The following is a 4,419-nucleotide window of genomic DNA, read 5'->3' on the forward strand; positions in this document are numbered from 1 at the left end:
TTATATCAATTACGCCCGCAATGGGTTAAATAAAAATCGGCTTTGATGGAGGTGGCAACCATTGAAGTGTATTGAGGGGTACCATAAGTCCCTTTTGGTAAAGGTACCCGTTTTTCTTTCTGCAAATCCCAATCGTCCTGAACGCTGCCATTCAATCCGAGGGGATTCATTGGCTCGAGAAGCCGTCGTTGAGGGATACTTGGTAACTCAGGTGAAGAGGAAGGTGATGCCTATCAAATAAATCCAGAGGGAAGCGTATTACGATAACTACACCTGATGTAGCGCTTAAGGTAGGATGGTATCGGTTATCGTAAGAGTCCATGGTTTTAATTGATTCCATCAGGAATCAAAAATAAAAGGAGGTGAATTATGAGTAAATTTGTTTCAACTATAGTATTGATGCTTTTTGTCGGAGGCGTTGTGTTTCTCACGGCAAAAACTGTCTCTGCAGGAGTTTACTCTCCTGGATGTTCACAAATTGAGGGTGTTGATGCGACAACTCTTGTTGGCGGTACTTGTACTGTTGCTGGTACTTGTACTATTGGGCTTTGTGACGACGGTGTGACCGTGTGTGTAACCAGCGATGATTGCTCAGATCTCTGTAGCAATGATAACTCGAATTGTGACGAAGATACTGACTGTGGAAGTAGCTTCTGCGGAATAATTGGTACGCCGGGAGTAACAGGGTTTAACAAAAACGGTAAAGAAGTCGATAATATGGATACCGATGACTTTACAGATTCGCTAGAAATGTGCATAAACGATGCTCTTATCGGATATTGCACAACGAAATTAGGGGATGATAATGGTGTTATTGAGCTTTTCAACACTCAACTTCAGGGACCCAATGATAATAAATCGGGATTCTGTATCTCTTTTAATGACACGAGTGGGTGTGCTATAACAGAATGCAGTGACCATGTTGATAATGAACCAGCGGCATGTGTTGCGGGCATGTGTGTAAACGGTGGCGGAACCGATGGCGCGGGTGCCTGTACAGTAGATGGTGATTGTGATCCAGGGGATGGATTCGTTGACTTCCCTAATGATCCACAGTGTTCGGACTACGATGACGACGACGAGAGTGCATAAGCACATGATTCATAACCTCGTAAGGATTTGGGGCAGGCTACATTGTCTGCCCCAATTATCCTACGGGGTGAGCCCCGAACCTCATATTGTTTTGGTTGCCCTGTCCACCTGGATTCTCTGGATACTCTATTTTAATTTCACCGGGAACCTTTGATGTTTTACTTTGAGTTTGAGGGCTGAGCCCGAAAGGTTTTTTTCAGATATGGGGAGTTAAAAGTATTAGTGATTCTCGGTAGTTGCACTACGACCTTAAAAAAGTGCTTGACATTCCGAGGATTTTTTAGTATAAGGGGTAACTGATTTCTAAAAATTAAAATGGGTTAGATGAAAATCATTCCGGAGGAGGATGGAGACAATACCTGCCCATAATTTTTTTCTTTTAAGTAGGAATACTTGCTACAAGCTCTTACGGAGGACTCTTGGATATGCTTAACCTCTTACACTGTGATGATAAAACGATTTCTGAGCTAGAAGATGAACTAAACTATATACCCCTTACCCTTATGGAGAAGACGATCTTGAGACACATCGTGTGCGGATACAGCGATAGCAGCATTGCAAGGGAACTTTCAATCACTGTCAGGACAGTTAAAAAACATAGAAACGGCATAATGAAAAAATTGGATATCCATAAATCTGGGGCAAAAAAGGGGAAGAGCTAACTGTTTTTCCTTTTGTCGATAGCTATAGGAATTCACGGGGTCGGTGCTGACCCTTATACCGATTTAGCAATTCTATCATCCAACGTCGATCCTCTAAAACATCCTATTTTTACTTTACCCACGACCCTGGATATTTTGGTGTAACAATTAAAAAAGATGGTGGAGGACTAAAGTCCTCCGCTACGTCGCAATGCACCCTCCTCGACAAACCAATGTAGGGTCTGTCCCCCGAGCGGGCTTAGGACTGATCGGGGATCAGTCCCTACAGAACGAGGTGGGACAGACGTCCGCAGACTTTACGCTCTGCTAAAGGTTAAGGAGATTGCTTCGACCCCTTCGACTGGGCTCAGGACTTCTCGCAATGACAATAGAGGGCTTGGCATCGCACTCACGGGGTCCATTGTTTGGGTAGGGTCGAGCGCTAACCCATTGTTTTTTAGATGTGGTAATTTATTTCAACTTACTTCTAACAGCCTCAATAATCTTTTCAGCTAATGATATCGCATTAAGGGCATCTTCTTCATTATAGGTTTTGTATGGCACCGCAGGACTTGCAAGCGCATCTGGATAACGGGTGGGTATGTAGTAGCGGTCAAGAATCTTGCCGTATTCAATAAACTCTTCAAAGTCCCTATCACGCTGACTGCACATCGCTGCAAGCTCCTGAACAGAGTGTTCCACGATGCGGCGGCGTTTTTTTGCGATTAAAAACGCCTTTAGCGCTACCTGTGCGCTCTGTTCAGACATAAAACATACATCCGAATAAAATCCTCCGTCCAGATTATGTCTAGCAACTTTAAGATTATGCTCAGCCTGTGAAAGCCATCTTAGAGCCTCTTCTTTTTCAAGCTTGATAAATGACCCTCCCCTCTTTTAAGACTTTCTCAATGAAAGGATTACCACTGCGTTTCATTTCTTCAAACTCTTCATCTGTATAAACAAATACATCAACTTTTCCAAGATCATTGTCCAAGAATTTAGCAGCCTCAATCAGTCTTTCAATGAAACGTTTGTCCGTCTGCTTAATTACAACCACATCAATATCGCTATACTCATCCGCGTCTTCACGAGCGCATGAACCAAAAATGATGATTTTTTGCGGCTGGTACCTCAAAAGACATCTTTTTACTCTTTCAATCTTTTCCATATTAAAAACTGGTGAAGCTTTCTAATACTGTTTTTTGAAATTCCTGCTATCCATTTTTAAAATCTAATAATTTGTTATTCCACATATCATGACTACAAACATGATAAATGAGTTATCCAGGAAATGAAAATTATTAAAACTAAAAGATCCTGGGGTCGCCATAACCTTGTACCGGGTTAGTAAGGTAAGCAACTTTAGGTCACTAAAATACCTTCTGCCCGTTTCACGCGCGACCCGCCTGGGTATTTCAGTATGTAGGGCCTGTCGCGCGCCAACAAGCTTGGATAAAAGGACTGATGTGGGAATCAGTACGTACGTTCTTAATGGAATATAGGGTTTTATTTATTATCTAGAATACAAAAGGGGTCAAGTCTTCAATTGCCAATTGTTCTAATAATTTAAATAACTAAAACAAATAGGGACATATACTATTTATTCTATTCGATCTGCTCTATTGCCCTTCTCGTTAGCAATGCTTCGGTATTGGAAGAGGGTTGCCCGGCCAGCGCAATGACTATAATCTTTGTCGTCGCCCTAGATGTTAGATAATTCGGGGACATAATGGGTGTCCCCGCGAGAAAAATGTGGGTCTGGCTTGCATAATTTCATTAGCGTCTCACGAACCCGCGGAGGGGATCTACGCGTGTAACTTCTTTGATAAGATCAAAGTGTTTGTCAGTAGTAACTATCCGTCTGATTCCATTATTTACCATGACAGCCGCGTGGACTATGTCTCTTGGAGCTATGCGAGCTTTGCTATAGTTTCGAGCAAGTTCCATCATCTTCCAAACTTCGGAAGGACCAACAGCTAACATTTCTAGACGTAGGAGGAAGAAATCATTGCACACAGAAATTGCAATCTCCCCCCGCCCGATGAGGGCATAGCGATACAATATCTCTTGAAAAACTTCGCTATCTGTCACTGGAGTTCCAAACCTCTCTTGAAAAGAACCATCCGCTATTTGACGAATTACTCTGACACATGGTTTTTTATAGGGATGTGCCTTTCCTCGGGCATACATGACGATGTTGGTATCAATCAAAAAGATATCCTCCCTTACCATTTCGTATGCCCCCGCGCTATTAGCTTTTCTATCTCTTCCCACTCTGGAATCTCTTCTTGAGCGGAAACTATGCGTTCAGCCGCTTTTATCCTCTCGTCAGGAGAAACCTTGCTTTTAGCTAGTATGGCCTTCTCAACAGCCTCTCTCACCAGTGTTCCTACAGAAGACTTACGCCGCCTTGCCTCTTCCTCTAGCTTTCGATATTGCTCCGGATCAAAAAGTATCATTGCCTTTCTAGTAAGCGTTGCCATACGTAAATCTCCTTTTTTCAGTATCTAGATATAGATACTAATATTCTTGATCAGTACATGTCAAGGGGCCTTACGTAGATATAGATAAAAAGGGGAACGCACCTCTTTTTTGGGCTTACCTATTTCTCTTAGGCCTTCCCATGGGTCTGTAGTGTAATATTCTACCTGCTATCTTCTCCAATTTCCTAATAAATAGGGACATA

7 protein-coding genes are annotated in these 4,419 nt (G+C 42.5%); 3 read left to right on the forward strand and 4 right to left on the reverse strand.

What is annotated here, in order from left to right:
- The first annotated feature begins 61 nt into the window (after positions 1–61).
- The 3 genes from VGA95_06880 (at position 62) to VGA95_06890 (ending at position 1,754) form a co-directional block, all read left to right on the forward strand.
- Positions 62–241, forward strand: coding sequence for a hypothetical protein (locus VGA95_06880; GenBank protein ID HEX9666269.1), 180 nt, complete (start codon positions 62–64; stop codon positions 239–241).
- Between the two features lie 128 nt (positions 242–369).
- Positions 370–1,092 (forward strand): hypothetical protein, encoded by a 723-nt coding sequence (locus VGA95_06885; GenBank protein HEX9666270.1) that lies wholly within the window; start codon positions 370–372, stop codon positions 1,090–1,092.
- A 425-nt stretch (positions 1,093–1,517) separates the two neighbouring features.
- Positions 1,518–1,754, forward strand: a complete 237-nt coding sequence (locus VGA95_06890; protein ID HEX9666271.1) for a helix-turn-helix transcriptional regulator — start codon at positions 1,518–1,520, stop codon at positions 1,752–1,754.
- Between the two features lie 450 nt (positions 1,755–2,204).
- Here the strand turns inward: VGA95_06890 and VGA95_06895 are convergent, their stop codons facing one another.
- The 4 genes from VGA95_06895 to VGA95_06910 form a co-directional block, all read right to left on the reverse strand.
- Entirely contained in the window at positions 2,205–2,609 is a 405-nt protein-coding gene (locus tag VGA95_06895) for a HEPN domain-containing protein (GenBank protein HEX9666272.1), read from the reverse strand.
- A complete protein-coding gene (locus VGA95_06900) occupies positions 2,599–2,901 on the reverse strand; it encodes a nucleotidyltransferase domain-containing protein (GenBank protein HEX9666273.1) in 303 nt (100 codons plus the stop codon). The genes VGA95_06895 and VGA95_06900 overlap by 11 nt, the downstream gene beginning before the upstream one ends.
- A gap of 608 nt (positions 2,902–3,509) precedes the next feature.
- Positions 3,510–3,944 (reverse strand): type II toxin-antitoxin system VapC family toxin, encoded by a 435-nt coding sequence (locus tag VGA95_06905; GenBank protein ID HEX9666274.1) that lies wholly within the window; start codon positions 3,942–3,944, stop codon positions 3,510–3,512.
- Positions 3,945–3,958: 14 nt separating this feature from the next.
- Positions 3,959–4,216: a ribbon-helix-helix protein, CopG family gene (locus VGA95_06910; GenBank protein ID HEX9666275.1), complete on the reverse strand. Its 258-nt coding sequence runs from the start codon at positions 4,214–4,216 to the stop codon at positions 3,959–3,961.
- Positions 4,217–4,419: the final 203 nt, after the last annotated feature.

The organism is Thermodesulfobacteriota bacterium, from assembly GCA_036397855.1.
Classification (GTDB): Bacteria; Desulfobacterota_D; UBA1144; order Nemesobacterales; family CSP1-2; genus DASWID01.